The following is a 21,414-nucleotide window of genomic DNA, read 5'->3' on the forward strand; positions in this document are numbered from 1 at the left end:
ACCTTATAAAACACTCAGATTGCAATACGGAATTTCCCGTGTTTTATCCAGTCTGCAATATCAACTGTCCTTCCATCGGTGCTGATAGCGGCACATTCTCTTTATCGAGCAACCATGAGGCAATATCCTTGAATAACGGTGCTGCCGATTGCCCGCCTTGACCGTGTACTCCACGCTGAGGTCTATCTAGTTCTAACGCCACGACAAAGCGTGGATTATCAGCTGGCGCAATTCCAGCAAAGGTGATCCAATAATTCGAGTTGGAATACGCACCTGTATTTTCGTCAATTTGTTGTGCAGTACCTGTTTTACCGGATAGCTGATAGCCTTCAAGAACTGCATCATAAGCGGTTCCTTGTTGTAAACCACTTGGGTCTTTTTGGATAACAGCTCTAAACATATCTACTACTGTTCGCGCAGTCTGTGGGGAAACAACTTGTACTTTCTTTGGCTCTGGCTGTTCCACAATGTTTCCTTGCGCATCTTTGACCTCAGCAATAATTCTTGGTTCAATACGCAAACCACCATTAGCAAGAGTTTGATACACACTTGCCATTTGCAGCAAAGACCAGCTCATACCTTGACCAATTGGCAAATTTGCAAATGTACCACCTGACCATTGTGATCGTTGCGGCAATAAGCCAGAAGATTCATATGGGAGCTCGATATTGGTGTTTTGGCCAATACCAAAGTCGTGCAGCAATTGGGCAAAACGATCCTCGCCAAGACGTTGTGCTAACATCAGCGTGCCAACATTAGAGGATTTACCGAAAATACCTGTTGTGGTAAATCCTGTGGTCGAGTGGGACCACGCATCGTGTACCGTAACTCCCGCCATATCAATGCTGCCTGGTACTTGCAGAACTTCATCGGGAGTGCTGAGATGATCTTCGATCACTCCTGCAGCGGTAATAATTTTTGCTACTGACCCCGGCTCAAATGGCTCACTAATCGTGGAGTTACCAAAATCTTTTCCTTGAGCTAATTGCTTTTCAATATCCCCCATAGGGTCGATAGTGCCGGAATTTGCCATGGCAAGCACCTGACCAGTAGCACTATCAAGCACCACTGCTTGACCACCTTTTGCGCCGGAATTCACCACGGCTTGTTCAAGTTGCTGTTGCACATAGGTTTGTGTGTCTAAATCAAGCGTTAACGTGATATTAGCCCCGTCGGTAGGAGGCACTTCATCACGCAAGGTACCTGGTATTTCTTGCCCATTCACCGAAACATCCATGGTGCTGTGCCCGTCGATACCAGCAAGCAATGAATCATTCGATGCCTCAAAACCATATTGACCAGCACCCTCATGATCTACTTTGCCGATGATATTTTCGCCTATAGCTCCATTGGGATACTGTCGAATAAGCTGCATATCTGCTGCAATACCGTGATATTTTTTCGCTATTTCTTCTGCAATATCAGGATCGACATTACGGACAAGCACTTCATACGACGTGTCTGCGTGCAGCTTATCGAGTATTTCCTCGGAGTCTACTTGCATTGCACTAGCATTTGCCTCACCAATAAGCTCTGGTATTTCCTTGGCATACTTTTCTAAGTACGAAGAAACTAACTCACTAATTTTTTCTTCCCGCGCTTGCCCTCGCAAACCAGATAAATCCTTATTCTTCTGCACTTCCACATCAGCGGTGTAACGCAGTTCTTCTCGCAGTTGCTTTGGCGATACAGTCAATGATCGGGCTTTCATCGTATAAGCAAGCTCTTTTGCATTACGATCCAAAATTGCACCTCGACGCGCTGTTTCAGTATAAGAACGCGTACGTTGTTCCTGTGCCAATGCAGATAGATCTGGACCCCACCATAGCTGCACTAATGCGAGACGAATGAGCAGAACCACTACTGCAAACAATGCTGCGATACCAACAAAGCGAATACGCTTAATGGTCTGCTGTCGTTGCATATGCGCGTTGTATTCTTCGGCATTATTAAAACGACGCTTCAGACCTAGCTCTCGTTCTTGTTCTGGGTAGCGGCGGGACATAGAACCATTCTCGTGGACAAAGTTTTTTCGTGTGTAATCGCGATAATGCCTATCAGCATACGCGCGAGTTGATGATGAGTGGGGTGACGCGCCTTCACGATCCCTCAAAGCACGTCTAGGATAAAACGATTCATCATTTTTGCCAGGCAAAATTAGTTCCTACTATTAGTTACTCATGCGTGGGGATTCCACAGTACCAGCGGCAGTATCAGTGCTAGCAGTAGTATGTGCCGCATAAGGAGCAACCCCTGCAATTGCAGTTCCACTATTTGCTCCAGCACCAGGTACAGCATTAAGGTTACCACCTACTTCTCGGGTAGCTGCTGGATCACTCGTCGCTCCGCTGGCACGTACTGGATTACCATTGACATCAATAATAGGGCGGGTATCTTGCTCAGCTGGTCGCTGTTCGACGATAGCTCCATGCTCATCTGCGGCCAGTACTCCAGCTTGTTGCGGTACCACCAATTTCATCTCTTGGGCACGCCGAGCAATTTCCGCTGTTGCCGAGGCTTGTTCAATATCACGATTTAATGTTTCGATTTGGTTATCGAGAGTCTTTTCCTTGCTTGTTAGTTTTTGCAGCTCAAAAGAAGCCGTTGTGGTCCAACCAGAAAACATCATTGACATGAATACGCCAGCAATCAACAAACCAGTGATAGCGATCAAGAAACGTACTGTATGCGGATCGGTTTTCTTCTTCTCTACAATCCGTCTACCGCGATAACTAAATTGCTGACGGGAACCAGCTTTTTTCTGCAATAGTCGTGGTTCACGATGCGGACGTGGTAGAGTCCGCACCCCACTACGCGGTGTCGAACGCTCTGGTGTATGTCGTAGCGGAGCAAGTGTGCCCACGCCTCCCACTGTCTGAGCACTATAGTCTCGTGAGACATGGGAGTAGCGTGCTGACTGCTGATAACGCCCCTGTGTCATAGTCATCTGTCTTGCTCCGTTCTTCTAGTTATTACTTTGGTTAAGGTTTCTCGATTTCCAGTTTTTCAATGGCTCGTACTCGAACTGGAGCCGCCCGAGGATTTTCGGCTATTTCTTCTTCTGTGGCTTTTTCCGCACCACGAGTCACTAACCGAAAACGTGCCCCCATACCAGGCAAATCCATAGGTAATCCCTGAGGGGTTTTAGACGTAGTGAACTCACGGAAATGCCGTTTCACAATTTTGTCTTCCAAGGATTGATAAGACATAAATACTGCCCGCGCACCTGGCAAGAGCTTTTCGACGATCACCGGAATGACATTCTCAATCGCTTCTAATTCCCGATTAACTTCGATACGCAATGCTTGGAAAGTGCGTTTGGCAGGATGTCCGCCTGTACGTCGAGCAGCTGCAGGAATGGTCTGGTAAAGCAATTCAACCAAGCGTGCAGAAGTACTGAACGGGGTCTTTTCACGCTCACGAATAACAGCGGAGGCAATTTTCCCCGCAAAGCGTTCATCACCGTAGTTCTTAAGCACTCGCGCTAGTTCGCCATGCGAATAGGTGTTAAGAACATCAGCAGCACTAAGCGGCAAAGTATCATCCATGCGCATATCCAAAGGAGCGTCGACCCGATACGCAAAACCTCGCTCAACTTGATCGAGCTGCATAGAAGAAACACCTAAATCAAAAAGAGCCCCCGCAAAACCATGCTCGAGCGTATGCTGCGCTAATGGGTGTGCACTATGTTCAAGTGCAGTCATAAAGTGATCAAAGCGGCAATGCACTCCCAGAAAACGATCGCCGAAAGCAGAAAGTCTCTGCTTTGCTTGATCTAGCGATCGTGTATCTCGATCCAGACCTATGACGCTTAGCTTGGGAAATCTGTTGAGGAAATACTCGGTGTGACCACCAGCACCTAGGGTGCCGTCGAGAATCACTGCGGTGTCCTGTGCGGCAAGGGTTTTTTCCACACCAGGGGCAAGTAGCTGAGCCATGCGTTCACGCAACACAGGAACATGACCGTGGTTTGACGCAAGATCATACGTCACATCACTGCGACGTTCACCTTGATATTCATCTTGCCTATCGTGTGGTACGGTCATTTTCCCTCCTTCCATATTGCGCTAGCCTTTGCAGCTACTTGATTGTTTTGTGGGTTTAGCAGTTAAAGCGAACGACGAGCATAGAAACCCCGCTCAAGTGTTTTGGCTCTGGCATCGGGGAAGTATGCCAGAACTTTTCGCTCAAACGGAGTTCATACGTCCATCGTTCTTAGTGTCGATGTGGTCGATGAACTGAATAAATTAAAGAAAATCCCCCAGCATATCTTCTTCGGCTGCAGAGAAATCAGCTTCCGTTTCTTGCTGGTAGTTTTGCCAGGCTTGCGCATCCCAAATTTCCAGAAAATCAACCGAACCAATGACCACGCACTCTTTGCTCAAACCCGCATATTCTCGGTGAGCCACCGATAGACTAATGCGACCTTGACCATCAAGATTTTGCTCATCAGCACTAGCGGCAAGATTACGAATGAAAGCACGTGCAGCAGGATTGGTGCGAGAAACTTTTGCCGCTTTCCGCGCTCTTGCTGCAAACTCCTCACGGGGATATACCGCTAAAGAGTGATCTTGCCCCTTAGTAACCATTAATCCGCCTGCTAATTTCTCCCGAAATTTTGCAGGAAGCGTTAAACGCCCTTTGTCATCAAGTTTTGGCGTGTATGTACCAAGAAACATTGGCACCCACCTCCAAAACAATCAACAACCACTGAGCATTTTCTTTAGGTGTCACCCCTACGCATTTCACGTATAAAATTTCACCACTGCCCACATTACCCCACTTTCCCCCACTTTCAACACTTAGACAGGTAAATGAGGCATATTTACTCAAAAATATATTACAAAAAGCGCATTGAACAGGTTTTTCTCCACCAAACCCATCGTGGGGCGCCATGCTCTATCCATTTAACGCATGAGACATCAAAGGTTTAATTATGTCACATAAGTAACTATTGCCACTTTGATATCTTTTTTACACAACGATATGGAAGGTGGATCACCTCTTAAAAAGACCAAGTAAAGCGCACCGAACCCAAGAAAATACAGAACATAGCCCCACATACCCTTAAGTCATATAAATATGTGGGGGAAAGTGGGGAATTCTAAATCATATATCCCCGCACCTCTATAAAGTTCACATGAGCCAAGATAAGAAAATGCTCGGCAGCACCAGGCTGCCGAGCATTTTCTACTACCTCAGGTCTATGCCTCAAATCGGCGGTGAAAATTATTTTCCATACGCTGCCCTAGGCCACTTGAAGAACGAGGTTTAGCAGTTTTCGATGCCATAGATCCCCTGCTAATAGCAGCAGATCCACCACCGTGAAGCATCCAGATTCCACCCGCAAGCATGACCAAAAAGCCAATAATGCTCAGTACAACAAACCATGTAGAAGAAGGACTCAATGCCACACCCCCAACGAGCATGAGCAATCCAACAACAACAATCGCTATCCCCCTCAGCGATAACTGCATACCAGAACCGTGAGACTCATTATCAGACATGACAGAGGCACTAAACTTTGGATCCTCTGCCATAAGTGAACGTTCAATCTCACGCAATGCCTGCTGTTCCTGTTCCGACAGTGACATTTTGCTCTCCTCTGGGAATAAAGTGTTCTAGCAGCTTTATGTTGCAGCTACATACGATAACGCTAAAAACAATTATAAAGTTCCCACTCATTATCACGCCAGAAAAAGAAAAATCTCACTTCCCATTTTAAGCTGCCAGCATAAGCTCCCCGGCCTCGTACTCCACCTCCCACAGGAAATCTCGCACAAGAGCCATAAGCTCTTCCACTAAAAGCGGCGAAACACCATATTCCATCCCACTAGCTACGCGCGAACGAATGCGCGAGTAAGCAGAAAATTTCTTTGCCCATTCTCGACCCACATCATCAACGAGCTGCAATTGCAGCCAAGCGCTTTGCGGTTTACGCGACCGCCGAGCAATACGAGACAAAGACACCTTGGCACCAGCCACCCGCAATGCACACCGATAAGCAGATTCTAGCGCTGCATCATATTCTTCAGAATCATATTTATCTTGTGCCTCTTTCAATAGACCATAAGCCTTCAACAGAAAAGCCCTATGCTTTGGCATTTTAGAGTAACCACTCGATGAAACTTTCTTTGTTTCCATCTGTACTACCGACATCATGACCTCCATAATTTGATCTTTATCATCTTGAGCAAGCACTAACCTACCTACCCCTTGCGACATAGCATACACCCATATGCGAACATTTGTTCTAAAAGATGAAAAAGGTGAGCCTGACCGTCGAAAGCGAAGAAAAAATAAAGCGATTAGATTATCTAATGTGGCTATACACTATGACCTGCTCAGTAGAAACCAATTCTTCAGTCTCACTCCACATCTTGTTGATGTGTATATCGCAGCTATGGAGTACGATCCATCCATCAAGAAACAACGAGTACTTCACTGGCATAAAGACAGTATGGAACCAGGTTTCCATGCGATATTAGCCCATGACGATACCTCAATTCTTGGAATAGCCTATGGATATCGCGCTACTACTCATCATTGGTGGGGAGCAGAAATCGATCGAGGTATCGCACAATTTTATACAGAGAAAGGAATGAGCGATCACGAATTTTTGATCCGGAAAAAAATTCTTAACAGTTTTTTTGAGTTAGCAGAGATACACGTCGCCCCGCAAGCTCAAGGGCAAGGCATTGGTCAAGAACTTTTCACTCGCCTAGCTTGTTGTGCAAACAAAATCAACGCCAAACACTTATTATTGTCCACCCCAGAAGTACCAGCAGAAAATAACGCTGCTTTTCGGCTTTATCGACGACTTGGCTGCACAGATTTTCTGCGTCATTTCCTCTTCACTGGCGATAACCGACCGTTTGCTATCCTGCATACCCCACTGCCATTGGACTATTAAGCTGCCGCAGTAATCTTCAGTAATCCTCAGTAATCCTCAGCAATCGCAGTTCGCACGGCTTGACCAACTAGCGCACAGCATCATGCCCCAAAGCTGCACCCCAAGCAGGTGCCATTCCTAGATTATGCAATACCTCTTGGGTCGCCCTAGCAAAGTTAAGCGTCATAAAATGCAGATCAGGCGCGCCTTCAGCAATTAATCGCTCTGCCATAAGAGTGCTCAATTCAATACCCACTTTACGCACCTCATCATCACCGCCACATTCTGCCGCACGCCTAAGCTGCTCATGCACCCGCGATGGCACATGCGCACCAGAAAGCTCGGTTTGTCGCGCCAAACTACGCATACTGGTGATAGGCATTATTCCTGGAATAATCGGTTTGGCACCATGTTCCGAATCAGCTTTGAGCAAACGATCACGCAACCGTAGGTAGTATTCCACATCAAAAAACATCTGAGTGATCGAAAACTCAGCACCCGCACGTAATTTTGCTAGCGTCACTTCAGTATCAGCTGCCAAAGATGGCGCACGAAAATGCCCCTCAGGAAAAGAAGCAATACCCACTTGAAAATGCTGCGTTTGCGGCAACCGTCGAGTAAGCTCAATCAACTCCTGCGCATATTCATATCCCCCTGGTGTCTTCGTCCACGGCCCTAGCGGATCAGCTCCCGGCGGATCACCACGCAATGCTAATAAATTAGACAAACCTGCCTGCGCATATTCAGTCAAAATCGACACTAATTCTTCTTCTGTGTGATTAACCAATGTAAGATGCACCAACGTCGTAAGTGGGTGATGAGCAAGTTCATGAGCAATGCGCGTTGTTCTTTCTCGCGACGACCCACCTGCTCCATACGTCACTGATACAAAAGCAGCTCCAAGATCATGAAACACCTCTGCCGCTTTCCACAACCTCTGCTCTGCCGCGTCATCTCTCGGTGGCATAAACTCCACGGAAAAAGGAACTCTGCCAGGGTTTACTGTGGAGATAACATCTGTAATGGTGCGTTGATAAGAAGCAGGAACCGAGGAAAAAGACATGACAGTATCTTATTGAGCTTTACTCCAAGAAAGAAAACTACTTTGGCAAATATGAAAAGAATTGAACTGTAGCTGACAAACAAGCGATAATAGAGCGTGAAAACCCATTCGTAGAGCACTCTCTACATCAGTTTCAGCACAAGGATTTTGCATGACTTTTTCTACCAGCGAGCTTTCTAGCTCACCTTTTTCTTTTGAGCAATTACCTCGCCATGTAGAACGCTGTCTGAACGACTATTTTCAGCATCGCTGGAATGAGATCACTAAAATTGGCTCACCTGTGGTTGAGGCAATGTCCATTCTGAAAAACTATGTACTCAACGGCGGTAAACGCATCCGCCCCATGTATGCTTGGGTTGGTTTTAGCAGCTCCTACGGTTGGGAACGCACAGAATTCACACCACAAGCAGTTCTTCAGGCAGTGAGTAGCCTTGAGTTTATCCAAGCCTGTGCCCTCATCCACGATGATTATATTGATTCTTCTGATACACGACGCGGCCACCCTACCGTGCACCGTCAAGCAGAAAACATACACAACCAGCGCAGGTGGTCAGGATCGAGCCAACATTTTGGCGCCAGTCTTTCTATCCTTATCGGGGATATGGCTATGGTATGGGCAGATGATATGTTTCACTCCACGAATCTTCCCACTGACGCACTCACTCGCGCCCGCATCCCCTGGGAGGCAATGCGCACAGAAGTTATTGGCGGACAATTACTCGACATCATCAATGAACATTCAGCCGATGAATCCATTGACCGAGCACACAATGTCAATCGCTATAAAACCGCTGCATACACCATAGAGCGTCCACTCCATATTGGTGCTGCACTAGCAGGTGCGTCAGAAAAAACCATTGCTGCCTTGAGAGCATACGGACAAGACATTGGCATCGCTTTTCAGCTTCGCGACGATCTGCTCGGAGTTTTTGGCGACCCCACCATAACAGGAAAACCTGCTGGTGATGATCTACGTGAAGGCAAGCGTACGGTACTTATTGCCACTGCACTAACCCTCGATCCACAACGAAGTGACTATATCCGAACCCATCTCGGTCAGGTAACTGAAGCAGAAGATATCGCCCAATTAGCTCAAACGCTCAGAGACACTGGCGTTGAAGAACATATGGAGCAACTCATTAGCTCCCTTACCGAATCCGGTATCACTCATCTAGAACAATGCGACTTAGCACCAGGTGGTCGTGACGCTCTTATACAATTAGCCCATCGCGCCACGGCACGACGCACCTAAAGGACAACCATGCACACGCTAAACCACAGCTCATCTGTGAGAAAAACCGCCACACAGTCTTGGTGGGGGCAACGTCTTTTCCGCTGTTTTTCTCATCTTTCCCCTTATACATTAGGCATTATTGCCAGCTGTATCATCATGCTTTCTTCCTTTGGCGCAGGTGCTACTCGTAATCATGGCGGAATTCTTGATCGTTTTGGCTTAAACTTTTTCACTTTTGGACATGGTTCACTTATCTGTAACGTCTTTCTTTGGATCGGGATCTTTCTTTTTGTCATTGCGTGGCTGGTATTAGGACGCAACCTGATTCACCGCAACATTGAGTTTCCTGTCACGAAAATTTATCGCATCATGTTGTGGTGGGTTTTTCCACTTTCCTTTGCCAGTCCCCTTATGAGTCGAGATGTCTATTCCTATCTCATGCAAGGAAAACTTTTAGAAAAAGGCTTTGACCCATATACCCAAGGTGCTGCAGCTAATCCAGGTGTGTATCTAGTAGAGGTATCCCCAGACTGGCGCAATACCACCACCCCTTATGGTCCGCTCCATCTATACCTCGGGTCATTAATCACTCGTGTCGTCGGCGATAACCTAACACTTGGGCTTTTTCTTTTTAAGATCATTTCCTTAGCCGGCTTTGCGCTTATTGCTTTCTCCATTGCACGTATCGCTCTATTATTTAATGTGCAACCTAGCTATGCACTCTGGATTGGGGTGCTCAATCCTGTGATCGTATTCCATCTCGTCGGCGGAATGCATAATGAGTCAGTCATGGTTGGATTAGTAAGTCTAGGTATTTATCTAGCACTTAAAAATAACCTTTACCTCGGAATAGTGATTATCTCTATTGCAATGGCGCTCAAAGCTACTGCTGCCCTAGCCTTGCCTTTTCTCATTTGGCTTGCTGTACTTCGACGTGATAACTTACGCCAGAAAATACTGGCTTTCTTTATTAGCTCCATCACTGGTGTGTTCTTATGCTTGGCAACGCTTTACATCATCACGATGCTCTCTGGCGCAACCTGGGGTTGGATTGCGGAACTGACTGGCAATACCAAAGTAATTAACCCACTTGCTTTCCCCTCATTTCTCAGTGGCATCATCAGTTCTATTTTTAGTGTATGGATACCTGACTTCCCGTATAACAAAGTGTTAGCAGTTATCCGTCTTGTATCGATGGCGTTCTTGCTCATCGGAGTAATAGCAAGTTGGATATATTTCCGCACTTCTAAACTGGCTATTCTACGCGGTATCACTGTTGCTTACTGCTGTGTATTTATTTTTAATTCAGTAACCCTACCGTGGTATTACGCAAGTATTCTTACTCTCTTTGGCGTTATCCATGCACCTAAATGGGCTAAAAAACTTATTATTGGTTTTTCTATTATTATTGCGCTTTCTTTTACTGGTGGCGGCAACCACCAGTTCTACCAACCACTGTGGATGATTATCGTAAGCATTCTTGCTTGCTGGGCAGTGCATTGGATTTTTCTTACCCCATATAAGCACCAAGGCCAACAAACTACAGGTTAAAACGCCAACGCTTGCGCTCGACGCATCACTTCACGTGCCAAATGCCCATGCAATGCGTCGATAGGGCGACCTGGTAAGGAATCATCTTCGGTGAAGAGATAGGAAAAAATTTCCTCGTCGCTATAGCCGCCATCTGCTAACAGAGCAATAACACCTGGAACAAAACTATTCGTGTTTCCTTTTGCAGCAATGAAAGCCTCTGGGATTTTTTGGACTTTCTCTAGCTTTAAGGAAATGAGTTTATGGTCATTGAGTAGATGAAAAACTTTTGTGACTGGCACGCCAATACGCTGTGCATATTCCGGCACTGTCAGTAGTGTTTCACCGGCTAGAACGTGCGCTAAATGGGCTTGGACATTGACAGGAGTTCTATCATATGTGTTCACGCTTACTTATTCTATCGTGTTCTGCGTTTTCTGTAAGAATAGTTGAGAATAGTTCTTCACATACCTACGCAAATGGTTCTGCTGTGTCGTGTGAGTTGGGAATAATACGCAATTTCGACCATACTTATAGCCATGACGATGTTACAGGTAGGAGATGTACTTGAAGGACGCTATCAGATTGAAGCTCCGATTGCTCGCGGCGGTATGTCCACAGTTTATCGTTGTATAGACACTCGCTTGGCTCGATATGTCGCCGCCAAAGTCATGGATGATAAGTACGCCCATGACCCTATCTTCACGCAGCGTTTTAAGCGAGAAGCACAGTCCATGGCCAAACTGAGCCACCCGTGTTTGGTTGGGGTATATGATTTCTCGAGCCAAGGAGAACATATCTTCCTCATCATGGAGCTTATTACAGGTGGCACATTGCGTGAGCTACTAGCAGAACGTGGTCCGATGCCTGCCCATGCCGCTGCAGCGGTACTGCGCAGTGTACTCACTGGGTTATCCGTTGCGCATCAAGCAGGGATGGTGCATCGAGATATTAAACCGGATAACGTGCTAATCAATGCAGATCATCAGGTTAAATTAGCGGATTTTGGTTTAGTACGTGCTGCGTCAGCAAGTACCGCCACATCAACACAGATCGTCGGTACTGTCTCCTATCTATCTCCGGAGCAAGTCACCGGGGATGATATCAGTGCTCGCTCTGATGTCTATTCTGCTGGTATCTTGTTATTCGAGCTTCTTACTGGGCAGACTCCTTTCCAAGGCGATACCCAAATCTCTCATGCCTATGCCCGTCTTGAGTCAGATGTGCCCGCTCCTAGTTCGCTTATCGACGGCGTGCCAAAACTTTTTGACGACCTTGTCGCCACCGCAACAGCACGCAATCCTGATGAACGCTTTGTTGATGCTACCGAGTTTTTACACGCTCTCGACGATATTTCTACTGCGCTCAACCTCCCTGAGTTCACTATTCCAGTTCCAGTTAATTCTGCTGCACATCGCGCTTCCGAACAACTATCATCAACTGCTCACACAGACTTATTCACCACGGATATCAACCGACCTGGCTCTGAACCTACGGCACGCACCACTGCATTGCCTCAAGCAGAACAACCACATGAAACTCAGGTTTTCCCAAGTATGGATGCTCATGCCTCTACTGCTGCTGGCTATGGCGTCGAAAGCGCTCATTTTGCGGATCAAAGTGAGGCTGTGGTATCCACCAATACGAACGCGCATACACCAACGTTGAGCAATCGCAGCAAAACTGGTTTCATCGCATGGTTGATTACCGTCTTATTATTTACTGCAGCAGTAGCTGTGGGAGCCTGGTGGTTCGGTTCAGGACGATATGGAGAAATCCCGCAAGTATTGGGTATGGAAGAAAACCAAGCTGTCGCCACGATCGAACAAGCAGGGTTTAGCGTAACCACATCTGATGTGTATAACAATGATATTGAAGCACATCACTCTGTAGGGACTAATCCTGCCAGTGGCGAACGCGCAGTACGGGGAAAAGACATTACAGTGCTTATCTCACGTGGTCAGCCTACGGTTCCAGCAATACCAAATACGAATACAATTGCAGCTTACCGGCCACTATTAGAAGAGCGTACGCTCAAACTGGTTACCGGTATCCAAGAATATAGCGATACCATTCCCGAAGGTAATATCATCCGCACAGATCCTCAACCAGGAGAAACTGTACCTACAGATTCCACTGTCACAGTTTATACTTCTAAAGGTGCTGCTCCAGTAAATGTGCCAAGCCTTGAAGATAAAGAGAGCAAAGACGCCATAGAAGAATTAGAAAATCTTGGTTTATCCGTTACTGTGGTCAAAGAGTTCTCCCCGCGTTTTGCTAATGATCACGTCATCGAAACAGATCCCCCTGCTGGCACCATGTTGCCGAAGAAATCTGCAGTAACGCTCAAAGTATCCACTGCTATTGAAGTGCCTGATGTATCTGGGTTGAGTGAATCAGAGGCGAAGAAACGTCTTGCTAAAGCAGGAGTGACCGTAGAACAAGTTACCCGTTCTACGAGTGCGGTTGGTGAGTCTAAAGATACTGTCGTAGGCACCAGTCCTGAAGCACAATCTCTGCTTGATCCAGCGAACTCTAATGTAACTCTCATTCTCGTAGGTGAAGTAGAGATACCGAATGTGGTAGGAAAAACGGTAAAAGAAGCGAAACAAATTCTTAGCGACGCAGGCTTTAGCGCTACGGTGAAGGGATCGACAAAACCTAATGCCAAAGTCTACTGGCAATCACCTACCAGTTTTATTGTTAGCAATTCTGCCCAAGAAGGAACGGAAATCACACTTCATGCAAATTAACACACTATCTGCCACACGCACTCGACTTATCACAATAACCGCCACCATTATCTCTTGCGGCATTATTGCTTATATCATGCGAGGCAAAGAGGATTTTATCCGTTATCTCATTGACACCGATGTATATAGACTAGGTGCGATTGAGTTCTTAGGTGAAGGTGAGCTCTACAACAAGGACTATGCCACGCGGCTGATTAACTTACCTTTTACCTATCCTCCTTTTGGTGCTTTATTCTTTATTCCTTTTGCATTTTTAGGTCAAGTTGGCGCTGAAACCCTCCTCACTGTGGTGTCCGCGCTTTGCCTGTGGCTGAGCATGGGTGCTATCTTGCGTACGGCTGATATTAAAAAACCCTGGTTATGGGCACTGTGGTGCTTGCCTGTGGCTCTCGTTTTTGAGCCGGTTCATGAGACTTTCCAGTTTGGACAGATCAATCTCATTCTTATGACATTAGTGATTATTGATATCACCGGTCTTATTCCTAAACTTCCTCGCGGTATTCTCATTGGTGTTGCTGCTGCAATTAAGCTCACCCCAGCATATTTTGGGCTTTATTTCTTAGCACGAGCGCAGTGGAAAGGCGCACTAGGAGTCATCGGTGGTTTTCTCGGCGCCAGTGCGCTTGCTTTCATATGTCACCCTGCAACAAGCATTCAATACTTCACCAGCGTTGTCTTTCATGCAAACAGAATCGGTAATCCAGAGTATGCGAAAAATGTTTCCATCTCAGGAATCAATGCACGAACCGTCGATAGTCAATTAGTGTGGCTGATCGTATGTGTGGCAATTACCGCATTAGCTTTTTTCGCTGCTCGACGCGCAACTGTGGCGCAAAAACCGCTCCTAGCGATTATTGCTATTGCGCTAGCTTGCTTATGTGTTTCTCCAGTGAGCTGGTCACATCACTGGGTGTGGTTAGTACCTACTGTGATCGTGCTCTTTATCTATAACTATCGTGGGTTAGCGATATGGGGTGTGCTGGCTGCGATTGTGTTCCCCTTCCACTACTATTTACCGCAAACTGGTGGCGTAGAGTCAGAATGGGCACTGTGGCAGCAAGTGCTTGGTGCGCACTATGTTATTTTTGCATTGGTTATTTTGTGCATAACACTGCGTCTGCCTAAGGTGGCAACCGCGCACTAAAATCTACTGGAAATAAGCTCTGGGGAGAACCATAAAAAATTATGGCTCTCCCCAGCTTATATAGTGCTTATGACTCTCCTAGAATCAGGGTTTAGGATTATCACGAAATTTTAGTTGCGCAGCATTTCTGCCACAAGGAAAGACAGCTCTAATGATTGCTGAGTATTCAGGCGCGGATCACACGCAGACTCATAGCGTCCTGGCAAATCGACATCGGTAATATCTTCTGCACCACCAAGGCACTCGGTAACATTTTCACCAGTCAATTCAATGTGAATGCCACCTGGGTGTGTGCCCAAAGCTCGATGAACCTCGAAGAAGCCCTGTACTTCGTCAATAACCTTGTCGAAATGACGAGTCTTATAACCGTTAGAAGCGGTGAACGTATTACCGTGCATAGGGTCAGACTGCCAAATGACCTTATGTCCTTCTTTTTCTACTGCTTGCACAATACCAGGCAGCACAGAGCGAACTTTATCGTGTCCCATGCGGGCAACCATAGTAAGCCGACCAGGTTCACGCTCAGGATTGAGTTTCTCAGCATAAGCAACGGCTTCGTCTGGAGTGATTGTAGGACCGATCTTTATGCCAATAGGATTAGCAATCATTGCTGCAAAGTTCACATGGAAATCCTCAATGCCACGAGTGCGTTCGCCAATCCACAATTGGTGGGCGGAAAGATCATAGAGTTCTGTCTTGCCTTCTTCATTGGTCGCAAGGCGTAACATGGCACGCTCATAATCGACCAAAAGTGCCTCATGAGATGCGAAAATATCCGCTGAACGCAGCGTATCGTCAGATACTCCACAAGCACCCATGAACTGCAAACCACGCTCGATTTCCTTTGCTAATGCTTCATAGCGAGCACCCGCTGGGGAATCAGCAACGAATTTACGATTCCATTCCGTTAAGCGATTAAGATCTGCTGTTCCAGAATTAGTCAAAGCACGAACCAAGTTCATTGCCGCTGAAGAATTAGCATAAGCGCGGATCATTCGGGCAGGGTCGTGACGACGAGCTTCGGGTGTAGCCTCAACGCTATTGACAATATCACCACGGTAATTTGGCAAACCATTGCCGTCGAGATTAGAAGAACGAGGCTTTGCGTATTGACCAGCGATACGCGCCATTTTCACTACAGGTGTAGACGCTCCATAAGTAAGCACTACTGCCATTTGGAGCAATGTCTTAATGTTTGCTCTAATATGCGGCTCAGTATTGGACTCAAATGTTTCTGCGCAATCGCCACCTTGAAGGAGAAATGCTTTGCCATTAGCGACGTCGGCAAGCTGTTTCTTGAGCCTGGTAACTTCAGGAGCAACCACAATGGGAGGCACTGATTCAAGAATCTTGCGAACATTAGCGGCAACATCAGCGTCCCACGTAGGCTGTTGTTTCGCGTCACGAGAAATAACATCCTCAAATTGTGTTTGCATTGCACCTGGCAACGGAGGTAAATCTGGCAGGGCTTCTTTAGGGATATCTACTGTCCAACTCACACTCTTATGTCTATCATGTCGACCAGCTCCAACGAAATCGACAGAATATTATTGGGCACAATCAGCTATTTCACACTTGACACAGCTCCACCCACTTATATGCCAAGAACTACATTATTCATGCTCAAGGGTAGTTTTTGGGCGCAGCAACGAAATTTCTCTCGATTATGACGTGCATCAACCAAAGCATCATGATTGCCTGATGGGGTATGCGGTAATGGGGGTTTTCCTGCCATTTCCCAATACTGCTTGAGTTCATGAGTATAACGCGGGATAAACGATGGCAAACCAGACATATCACCCCATAATTGTGCTAAAACAACATGGTCATAGGCTCCCACCCATGCCCATAGTTGCACTGGGGATGATGCAGCAGCTCCCCCTGTAGCTACTCCTGCTCGGAAAAATTCAATAAGATCCTGACGAATTGTGTGGAGATCACGCCACGCCGGGTCGGAGGGATTGGGCAACTTATCCAGCACATTATCTCGTACCCACTTATTAGCTTTTGCGTGATTTGCCTGGGTAGACACTGCGTAGTATTCTCGGCCGTCTTCTGCAACGACACCAATGGACACCAGCTCAATAGTGTGTCCATCTTCAATAAACTCTGTGTCATAAAAATAACGCATTACGACGACCTACCTAGCGTTGTCTAGTTGAAGGATCATGATACACACTATGTTCTTTGCGCACTGGCAAAAATAGCAATAAAGCAATAGCTATGCAGAAAAACGGTGCTACTACTTCTCCATATATATCCAAAGCTGCCAGAATGATGTAAAGCACCAATAATGCAGCAGCTGCTATCACTCTTTTACGCATAATTGTTCAGTTTAGGCGTTTGGAATGGTTTTTGGGTAGTTTCGCACTGGTAATGCTGGAGGTTTAATTGTCCATCCGATAACAGGGACTTTGCTGAGCCAATGCATGACCACACCGCCGCCAAAGGCAACTACAGTGCATAGCACGATCCAAAAATATGTACTGTCGACGAGATTATCTGCTTCTAAACTAAAAGCAAAACCACGATAACGGAAGAGAAAACCAAAGACCAAGGTAAGAGCCAGCTGATGTCCTAGATACACCACCAACGTATTGCGCCCGACGAATTGAATACAGGTACTGAGCACCGATACTTTGCTCAATAAAACTGAAAGGGCAATTGCACTTGGGATAAACAAAATCGTCTGGATAATCTGCTGACTAAAACCGCCATAGACGATGTCGTTCCAGCCAAGAACAATGCCGAGAGCAAGGCTTGCAAGTGCAATGCCAATCCCAGAAATACTCAATGCAGTAGCAGCGTAGCGCTCGATAATTGGGCGCAGATAAGCACCTAGAAGAAATACTGCGAGATAACTGAAATTAGCGATTATCGGTAAGAGAGAAGACTGCTCATTAACGATGGCATAGTATTCCACAATGCTGGGGGTGATGATTGCACAGATCAGTAGCACAATTTTGCCTTTGCGCTGTAAATGCTTACTAGCGCATAGGATGAATGTATAAATGGCTAGTGCATAAAGAAACCAGTAGGTATTTTGCCCGCACAGGATATGCCATATATAAAAAAATAATGAAGGCATCTCGTTGCCCATGCCATAGTGCATCTCTTGTTGTTTTGTCCACAGTTCCACAGGTGCCCAAATGAAATAGGGAACGAGAAGAAACCATAGGCGTTTTCGTATGACTTCCCCAAGAGTCATACCGAGTGCTTTGCGTGCAAAAAAACCAGCAACAAGAAAGAATACTGGCATTCTCAGCAAACCAAATAACCCGTTGTAATAAAAAAGTTGGGTTTGGGCTCCATTGGGAACAGCTAACGTCACGTGTAAGATGACGACTCCAAAAATAGATAGCCCACGAGCAATATCAGGCCATGCTAACCGTTGCGCCATATTTTCCCTCTGGTTTTTCTTTACTGTCCACTGTTAAAAGTTCAGCGTACAGAATCTGAGAAAATCAGAAAAGAAAGGTAAACATTAGTTACGAGATTATGGCTGTGCTTCCTCAGGATAGCCTTGTCCTGCCTCTAATGATTTTTTCACATCAGCTGCATAAACGTCGACATAGGTTTGCCCACTTAACTTGGCGAGAGCAGCCATGAAATGATCAGTAAGACCACGTATTGCTTCATAACTATTAGGATCCACGCCAGCGTTACGCACATATTCATGCGGGTCAATAGGATCGCCTACTTTAATATGCACTTTACGAGGACGCGGAATCCACGACCCAATAGGATTAACCTCACGAGTACCAAACATCGCTACAGGAATAATTTTATCGCCTGTCGTTAACGCAACTCGAGCAATACCAGTTTTTCCCTTATAAAGCCGACCATCAGGTGAACGAGTCCCCTCAGGATAAATCCCAAAAAGCTCCCCTTTATTCAAGACATCCTGTGCAGCTTCGAGTAATGCCTGCCCTGCATCTGAGGCAGAACGATCCAAGGGAACCTGACCAACACCACTAAAAAACCATTTCTGAATTGCCCCAACAACGCCTGGAGTAGTGAAGTATTCTTTTTTCGCTGGAAAAATGATCTGACGTGGGCACAACAACGGCAGATAAAAAGAATCCATAACAGCTTGATGGTTAGATACAAGGATCGCAGAACCATGTGCAGGTATTTTTTCCTTACCTTCCATAGTCGGACGGTTATATATATGCAGCAATGGACCGACAACAATATGTTTTAAGAACCAATAAAGTTTGTTCTGCATCGCCTTATATCCTTACCAATCTATGCCATCTACTGCTATCTACAGCGTTATACTGCCCAACTCGTTCCACATGGAAAACGTGACAGGAGTTAAGAAAGTTGACGTTTTCTAGCCAAATCTGCGACCCCAATCATACCAGCTTCATCTCCTAATGTAGCGCAACTAATCTCAGGAACTGGTCGATAGCCTGAACCAACAATGTTCTGCACACAATACTCACGTGCCGCATCCAAATATAATTCAGCACCACCAGAAACCCCACCACCAATGAGAATCAACTCTGGATCCAAAATATCCACTACTGTGGATAGCGCATGACCTAACCAACGCGCAAAATCAGCCACTACCTGCTGCGCCAACTCATCACCATTGTGAGCTGCCAGCATAATTGCTTTTCCAGTTAAACAACCGTCGACGCCAAGCTGAAGCAAAGAAGAGTCATGGTCTGTGTGCGCCAATAGTTCTTTAGCTGTTTCCACCAAAGCAGTACCCGAACAATAACGCTCCAAGCAGCCCCTTTTACCACAAGCGCATTTTCTTCCCTGCGGAACTACACATATATGTCCAAACTCCGGTGCTGTTCCAAACGCGCCACGATAAATTTCCCCATCAATCATCAGTGTGGCGCCAATACCTGTTCCAAGTGCAAAGAATACCCAGTTCTTATGTTGCTGTGCGCCGCCAAAGGCATATTCTCCCCAGGCCGCAGCATTAGCGTCGTGTTCTAGGATCACTGGCACCTGCAATAATTCTTCTAGCTGGGCGCGCACAGGTTGATTTCGCCAGGAAAGGTGAGGAGCAAATCGAACAGTTTCGCATTCAGGATCCAAAAAACCAGCGACGGCTACCCCTACCCCTGCCACAGAATACGAACGATCAAAATAGGTGACAAGTTCTTTTATCCCTCGCTCTAGTCCACTTTGAGTCCGCGGAGTAGGAATTGATTGCGTATCCAGTATTTTTCCTGATTCTGCCACAACTGCAGCACGCATATTCGTACCGCCGATATCAAAGCCAACAGTAACCGTCGGAGCGCTTAAAGACATAAACTGCACGTCTCACTTTTAAGGTTGTAAATTTAAGATAACCCCTTAATTATAACTGTGTCTGGCTTATGCGTGTATAACCATCCTCCTCCGAGGCACACTGATCCTAGTACCCCTATCTTGCGTCGGTTAGATTCACCGTGTACCTTGCTGTTATTCACTAGATTTCTGTCGATCGAAAGGCACGCACTATGTCTAGCCCACTTTCCACGAACGCTAGTAGCGCACAAAACACTGAAAAAACTCATACTATTCGCACAATTATTGCTGCCTCGAGCGGCAACTTAGTGGAATGGTTTGATTTCTATATTTACGCCTTTTTCAGTGTGTATTTCGCAGAAAAATTCTTCACCGGAACTGGAGAAACCGGTGCGTTGTTTAAGTCTGCCGGCATCTTGTTCGTTGGTTTCCTCATGCGCCCCATTGGCGGCTATATCTTTGGACGCATTGCGGATCGACGTGGACGCAAAACCTCTATGCTCATCGCTATTATCTCCATGTGCCTGGGGTCATTACTCATGGCTGTCCTCCCCACGGCAGAAAGCGTCGGCGCCTTAGCACCATTTTTATTGCTACTGGTACGGTGTTTCCAAGGCATTTCCGTCGGTGGTGAATATGGATCTACCGCTACCTATATGTCTGAGGTAGCTACTCCTGAGCGTCGTGGGTTTTATTCCAGCTTTCAATATGTGACGCTCATTGGTGGACAACTACTTGCCAGCCTGCTAGCTGTGATCATGACCATTTTCCTCTCCGAAGAACAAATTTCAGGCGGTTGGTGGCGCCTGCCATTCGTTATCGGTGCCCTTGCTGGTTTGGTGGCGTTATGGTTACGGTCCCATCTGCATGAAACCACATCTTCCGAAGAAAGAAATGAAAAAGGCGCTGGAACGTTCCGTGAAGTTTTGGCTCATCCACGAGCTTTTTGGGTAGTTCTTGGTTTTACAGCAATCGGTTCTCTTACCTTCTATTCGTTTAGCACATACATCCAGAAACATCTGATTAACACTGTTGGGTATAGCAAGTCTGACGTAGCTAAAGTCATGACTCTGTGCTTACTGGTTTTCGTTATCTTCCAACCATTAATCGGTATGCTCTCCGATAAGATCGGACGAAAAAATTGCATGTTGATTTACGTTATCAGCATGATTATTATTCCGGTGCCATTCTTTAGCCTCATCAACAACCAAAATTCTCTGGTTATCAGTGGATTTTTGATGCTTATCCCATTATTCTTCCTGAGCTTCTATACCTCGATTTCAGGTATCGTCAAAGCAGAAATGTTCCCTACGTATATTCGTGGTCTGGGAGTTGGTTTTACCTACGCCATCGGCAATTCCCTCTTTGGTGGTTCTGCAGAATACGTTGCGCTGGGCATGAAAGATGCTGGCATCGGTCAACTATTCCCTTGGTATATTGTTGCCATGGCCGTTCTAGGACTCATCGCGGTGTCCTTCATGCATGATAACCGCACCCACTCCACGATCGACAATAGCGAAAGCAGTGCTTATGCTCGCAAATAAC

General features: G+C 46.3%; 20 protein-coding genes. 6 read left to right on the forward strand and 14 right to left on the reverse strand.

Annotated features, from left to right (window positions below; all coding sequences use genetic code 11):
* Positions 1-43: 43 nt before the first annotated feature.
* The 6 genes from EML15_RS02175 to EML15_RS02200 form a co-directional block, all read right to left on the reverse strand.
* Positions 44-1,924, reverse strand: coding sequence for a penicillin-binding protein 2 (locus EML15_RS02175; protein ID WP_144273458.1), 1,881 nt, complete (start codon positions 1,922-1,924; stop codon positions 44-46).
* Positions 1,925-2,170: 246 nt separating this feature from the next.
* The gene (locus tag EML15_RS02180; protein WP_246858059.1) at positions 2,171-2,947 is read right to left on the reverse strand and encodes a hypothetical protein; all 777 of its coding nucleotides are present in this window, start codon (positions 2,945-2,947) and stop codon (positions 2,171-2,173) included.
* 34 nt (positions 2,948-2,981) lie between these two features.
* A complete protein-coding gene (rsmH, locus tag EML15_RS02185; RefSeq protein WP_144273203.1) occupies positions 2,982-4,046 on the reverse strand; it encodes a 16S rRNA (cytosine(1402)-N(4))-methyltransferase RsmH in 1,065 nt (354 codons plus the stop codon).
* Between the two features lie 201 nt (positions 4,047-4,247).
* Positions 4,248-4,679, reverse strand: a complete 432-nt coding sequence (mraZ, locus tag EML15_RS02190; protein WP_144273204.1) for a division/cell wall cluster transcriptional repressor MraZ — start codon at positions 4,677-4,679, stop codon at positions 4,248-4,250.
* 525 nt (positions 4,680-5,204) lie between these two features.
* A complete protein-coding gene (locus EML15_RS02195) occupies positions 5,205-5,594 on the reverse strand; it encodes a DUF3040 domain-containing protein (RefSeq protein WP_144273205.1) in 390 nt (129 codons plus the stop codon).
* Positions 5,595-5,721: 127 nt separating this feature from the next.
* Entirely contained in the window at positions 5,722-6,225 is a 504-nt protein-coding gene (locus tag EML15_RS02200) for an SAV_6107 family HEPN domain-containing protein (protein WP_144273206.1), read from the reverse strand.
* Between the two features lie 13 nt (positions 6,226-6,238).
* On the opposite strand from EML15_RS02200, the gene EML15_RS02205 reads away from it, so the two are divergent.
* A complete protein-coding gene (locus EML15_RS02205) occupies positions 6,239-6,913 on the forward strand; it encodes a GNAT family N-acetyltransferase (protein ID WP_144273207.1) in 675 nt (224 codons plus the stop codon).
* A gap of 67 nt (positions 6,914-6,980) precedes the next feature.
* Here EML15_RS02205 and EML15_RS02210 read toward each other — a convergent pair whose 3' ends face one another.
* Positions 6,981-7,955 carry a methylenetetrahydrofolate reductase gene (locus EML15_RS02210; RefSeq protein WP_144273208.1) on the reverse strand — a complete coding sequence of 325 codons (975 nt, stop codon included), beginning with the start codon at positions 7,953-7,955 and terminating at the stop codon, positions 6,981-6,983.
* A gap of 151 nt (positions 7,956-8,106) precedes the next feature.
* Between EML15_RS02210 and EML15_RS02215 the strand changes: the two genes are divergently transcribed.
* Both EML15_RS02215 and EML15_RS02220 read left to right on the forward strand, forming a co-directional pair.
* Positions 8,107-9,207, forward strand: a complete 1,101-nt coding sequence (locus EML15_RS02215) for a polyprenyl synthetase family protein (RefSeq protein ID WP_144273209.1) — start codon at positions 8,107-8,109, stop codon at positions 9,205-9,207.
* Positions 9,208-9,243: 36 nt separating this feature from the next.
* Entirely contained in the window at positions 9,244-10,740 is a 1,497-nt protein-coding gene (locus EML15_RS02220; RefSeq protein WP_185967140.1) for an alpha-(1->6)-mannopyranosyltransferase A, read from the forward strand.
* Here the strand turns inward: EML15_RS02220 and EML15_RS02225 are convergent.
* A complete protein-coding gene (locus EML15_RS02225; protein ID WP_168195061.1) occupies positions 10,737-11,126 on the reverse strand; it encodes an Rv2175c family DNA-binding protein in 390 nt (129 codons plus the stop codon). The genes EML15_RS02220 and EML15_RS02225 overlap by 4 nt on opposite strands.
* Before the next feature lie 132 nt (positions 11,127-11,258).
* On the opposite strand from EML15_RS02225, the gene pknB reads away from it, so the two are divergent.
* Complete coding sequence (gene pknB, locus EML15_RS02230) at positions 11,259-13,472, forward strand: Stk1 family PASTA domain-containing Ser/Thr kinase (RefSeq protein WP_144273211.1); 2,214 nt, start codon at positions 11,259-11,261, stop codon at positions 13,470-13,472.
* On the forward strand, positions 13,462-14,616 hold the full coding sequence (locus EML15_RS02235; RefSeq protein ID WP_185967141.1) for a glycosyltransferase 87 family protein: 1,155 nt from the start codon (positions 13,462-13,464) through the stop codon (positions 14,614-14,616). Before pknB ends, EML15_RS02235 begins: the two co-directional genes overlap by 11 nt.
* 110 nt (positions 14,617-14,726) lie before the next feature.
* Here EML15_RS02235 and EML15_RS02240 read toward each other — a convergent pair whose 3' ends face one another.
* The 6 genes from EML15_RS02240 to EML15_RS02265 all read right to left on the reverse strand — a co-directional run bounded on the left by EML15_RS02240 (position 14,727) and on the right by EML15_RS02265 (position 19,890).
* Complete coding sequence (locus EML15_RS02240) at positions 14,727-16,115, reverse strand: 3-deoxy-7-phosphoheptulonate synthase class II (RefSeq protein ID WP_144273213.1); 1,389 nt, start codon at positions 16,113-16,115, stop codon at positions 14,727-14,729.
* Positions 16,116-16,210: 95 nt separating this feature from the next.
* A complete protein-coding gene (locus EML15_RS02245) occupies positions 16,211-16,747 on the reverse strand; it encodes a polyadenylate-specific 3'-exoribonuclease AS (RefSeq protein WP_144273214.1) in 537 nt (178 codons plus the stop codon).
* A gap of 13 nt (positions 16,748-16,760) precedes the next feature.
* Positions 16,761-16,940: a hypothetical protein gene (locus tag EML15_RS02250; RefSeq protein ID WP_144273215.1), complete on the reverse strand. Its 180-nt coding sequence runs from the start codon at positions 16,938-16,940 to the stop codon at positions 16,761-16,763.
* Between the two features lie 11 nt (positions 16,941-16,951).
* On the reverse strand, positions 16,952-18,016 hold the full coding sequence (locus EML15_RS02255; protein ID WP_144273216.1) for an acyltransferase family protein: 1,065 nt from the start codon (positions 18,014-18,016) through the stop codon (positions 16,952-16,954).
* Positions 18,017-18,112: 96 nt separating this feature from the next.
* Positions 18,113-18,844, reverse strand: a complete 732-nt coding sequence (locus EML15_RS02260) for a lysophospholipid acyltransferase family protein (RefSeq protein WP_144273217.1) — start codon at positions 18,842-18,844, stop codon at positions 18,113-18,115.
* 89 nt (positions 18,845-18,933) lie between these two features.
* The gene (locus tag EML15_RS02265; RefSeq protein ID WP_144273218.1) at positions 18,934-19,890 is read right to left on the reverse strand and encodes an ROK family glucokinase; all 957 of its coding nucleotides are present in this window, start codon (positions 19,888-19,890) and stop codon (positions 18,934-18,936) included.
* A 191-nt stretch (positions 19,891-20,081) separates the two neighbouring features.
* Between EML15_RS02265 and EML15_RS02270 the strand changes: the two genes are divergently transcribed.
* Positions 20,082-21,413 carry an MFS transporter gene (locus tag EML15_RS02270; protein ID WP_144273219.1) on the forward strand — a complete coding sequence of 444 codons (1,332 nt, stop codon included), beginning with the start codon at positions 20,082-20,084 and terminating at the stop codon, positions 21,411-21,413.
* The last annotated feature ends 1 nt before the right edge of the window (position 21,414 follow it).

Source organism: Corynebacterium sp. sy017 (genome assembly GCF_017918135.1).
In the GTDB taxonomy this organism is placed as follows: domain Bacteria; phylum Actinomycetota; class Actinomycetes; order Mycobacteriales; family Mycobacteriaceae; genus Corynebacterium.

Excerpts from the sequence above, each read along its gene's own strand:
- EML15_RS02245 (WP_144273214.1), bottom strand. The coding sequence starts at position 16,747 with ATGCGTTATTTTTATGACACAGAGTTTATTGAAGATGGACACACTATT.
- EML15_RS02265 (WP_144273218.1), bottom strand. The coding sequence starts at position 19,890 with ATGTCTTTAAGCGCTCCGACGGTTACTGTTGGCTTTGATATCGGCGGT.
- EML15_RS02260 (WP_144273217.1), bottom strand. The coding sequence starts at position 18,844 with ATGCAGAACAAACTTTATTGGTTCTTAAAACATATTGTTGTCGGTCCA.
- EML15_RS02250 (WP_144273215.1), bottom strand. The coding sequence starts at position 16,940 with ATGCGTAAAAGAGTGATAGCAGCTGCTGCATTATTGGTGCTTTACATC.
- EML15_RS02195 (WP_144273205.1), bottom strand. The coding sequence starts at position 5,594 with ATGTCACTGTCGGAACAGGAACAGCAGGCATTGCGTGAGATTGAACGT.
- EML15_RS02200 (WP_144273206.1), bottom strand. The coding sequence starts at position 6,225 with ATGTCGCAAGGGGTAGGTAGGTTAGTGCTTGCTCAAGATGATAAAGAT.
- EML15_RS02180 (WP_246858059.1), bottom strand. The coding sequence starts at position 2,947 with ATGACTATGACACAGGGGCGTTATCAGCAGTCAGCACGCTACTCCCAT.
- EML15_RS02210 (WP_144273208.1), bottom strand. The coding sequence starts at position 7,955 with ATGTCTTTTTCCTCGGTTCCTGCTTCTTATCAACGCACCATTACAGAT.
- mraZ (WP_144273204.1), bottom strand. The coding sequence starts at position 4,679 with ATGTTTCTTGGTACATACACGCCAAAACTTGATGACAAAGGGCGTTTA.
- EML15_RS02270 (WP_144273219.1), top strand. The coding sequence starts at position 20,082 with ATGTCTAGCCCACTTTCCACGAACGCTAGTAGCGCACAAAACACTGAA.
- pknB (WP_144273211.1), top strand. The coding sequence starts at position 11,259 with ATGACGATGTTACAGGTAGGAGATGTACTTGAAGGACGCTATCAGATT.
- EML15_RS02215 (WP_144273209.1), top strand. The coding sequence starts at position 8,107 with ATGACTTTTTCTACCAGCGAGCTTTCTAGCTCACCTTTTTCTTTTGAG.
- EML15_RS02235 (WP_185967141.1), top strand. The coding sequence starts at position 13,462 with ATGCAAATTAACACACTATCTGCCACACGCACTCGACTTATCACAATA.
- EML15_RS02205 (WP_144273207.1), top strand. The coding sequence starts at position 6,239 with ATGCGAACATTTGTTCTAAAAGATGAAAAAGGTGAGCCTGACCGTCGA.
- rsmH (WP_144273203.1), bottom strand. The coding sequence starts at position 4,046 with ATGACCGTACCACACGATAGGCAAGATGAATATCAAGGTGAACGTCGC.
- EML15_RS02255 (WP_144273216.1), bottom strand. The coding sequence starts at position 18,016 with ATGGCGCAACGGTTAGCATGGCCTGATATTGCTCGTGGGCTATCTATT.
- EML15_RS02175 (WP_144273458.1), bottom strand. The coding sequence starts at position 1,924 with ATGCAACGACAGCAGACCATTAAGCGTATTCGCTTTGTTGGTATCGCA.